The following is a 1,750-nucleotide window of genomic DNA, read 5'->3' as shown; positions in this document are numbered from 1 at the left end:
CTCCGCTGGGCAAACTGTAGCGAGCCTCACCCTCTCGTCCGAGGTTGAGGGCGGCGATAGCCTCGCGGCCTTCTCCCGCAGTCTCGACGCCCAGGTCTCAGCGACGGAGGCGGGCGCGTCGGCGCGATTGGCGGCGCTCACAGCTGAGCAGGTGCAACTCCGCGCCCGTTCCACCGCCCTGGCCCGGGAGCGCGACGAGACCCGGCGGGCCCTGAAGCTGCAGCAAGAGCGCCTCACCCTCGCCCGCGCGGAGGTCGAGCGGGCCCAGGCCATCGCCGATCAGGGCTTCCTGCCCCGGCGGGAACTTGAGGCCCGACGTTCAGCCGAACTGGCGGCGCAACAGGAGGCCTCGACCTTGTCCGGGCGGATCCTGTCCTTTGATCGCGAGATTGGCGAAGTCGCTGCCCGGCTCTCAGCCATACCGATCGACGCCGCCGGAGCCCGGGCCTCTGCGGCCTCCGCCCAGGCGGGCCTGAACCAGCAGAGAACGCAGACCGAAGTCCAGGGTCGGTATGCGGTCGTGTCCACAGTGGCCGGACGGGTGGCCGCGATGCCGGTCGAAGTGGGCCAGACCCTGGCGCCCGGGGCCACAGTGGCTGTGATCAGCGCGGGAGACTCCCGGCTCGAAGCCGAACTGTTCGCGCCCTCCCGGGCGGCCGGGTTCATCCGGGTGGGGCAGCCCGTCCGGCTGATGTACCAGGCCTTTCCCTTCCAGAAGTTCGGGGCCGGGAAGGGTCAGGTCACGGCGGTATCGCGCACTGTCCTGGCCCCTTCCGAGGTCGCCATTCCCGGCCGGCAGTTCCAGGAGCCGGTCTTTCGGGTCAAGGTGCGGCTGGAGCGGGAGGGCGTTGCGGCCTATGGCGCGGAAGTTCCGCTTCAGCCCGGCATGTTGCTGAACGCAGACATCGTCGTCGATCGACGTTCGCTTCTGGAATGGCTTCTTGACCCCCTCTATGCCGCGGGCCGCCGGAAATGAACGGCCTGCCTGAACTCAACTTTTCGGGCCAGCGACGGCTTCCCATGATCCAGAGCGCCGAGGCGGCCGAGTGTGGCCTCGCCTGCATGGCCATGATCGCGCGCTATCACGGGCATGATGTCGACCTGAACGGCCTGCGCCAGAGGTTCTCCCTGTCCCTCACCGGGGCGACCCTGCGCAGCCTGATGGGGTTGGCCGACAGCCTGGACCTGGCCCCCCGGGCCTTGCGGGTAGAGCTTTCCGCCCTGGGAAAAATCAAGCTTCCCGCCGTCCTGCACTGGGACCTGAACCATTTCGTGGTTCTCAAATCCGTCAATGGCAAGCGCGCCGTCATCCATGACCCGGCGCGCGGCGCCCGGACCTATTCTCTGGAGGAGATGTCCCGCCACTTCACAGGCGTGGTCCTGGAACTGACGCCCGTCCCGGGCTTTTCAAAGGTCAGCGCCCGGGTGCCCATCCGGATGACCAGCCTGTGGTCGAAGATGACGGGCTTCTGGCCTGCCTTCCTGCAGATCGTGGGTCTGTCCCTGGCCCTGCAGGTCACCGCCTTCGCCCTGCCCTTCCAGATGCAGCTGGTGGTGGATGAGGCGGTCTTCCGGGCAGACCGGGACCTCCTGACCGTCCTGGCCCTGGGTTTTGGGGCCCTCGTCGTCCTTCAGGCGGCGATCGAAGGCCTCCGCGCCTGGGCCCTTCAGGCATTCGGCCAGATGCTCAGTTTCCAGATGGCGGGGAACCTGGTCCGCCACATGATCCGGCTGCCGTCGGACTGGTTCG

General features: G+C 68.0%; 2 protein-coding genes. Both read left to right on the top strand.

All coding sequences use genetic code 11. The features are described from left to right. Window positions 1–976, top strand: a 976-nt coding sequence (locus WCJ52_RS13040; RefSeq protein WP_336903733.1) for an HlyD family efflux transporter periplasmic adaptor subunit, incomplete at its 5' end; no start/stop codon positions are given. After that, window positions 973–1,750: cysteine peptidase family C39 domain-containing protein (locus WCJ52_RS13035; protein WP_336903732.1), on the top strand; the 778-nt coding region annotated here is incomplete at its 3' end. The genes WCJ52_RS13040 and WCJ52_RS13035, both read left to right, overlap by 4 nt.

The sequence above is a fragment of the Phenylobacterium sp. genome (genome assembly GCF_037138395.1).
Taxonomy (GTDB): domain Bacteria; phylum Pseudomonadota; class Alphaproteobacteria; order Caulobacterales; family Caulobacteraceae; genus Phenylobacterium.
The sequence above is the reverse complement of the archived record's forward strand: the minus strand, read 5'-3'. Positions and strand labels throughout refer to the sequence as shown.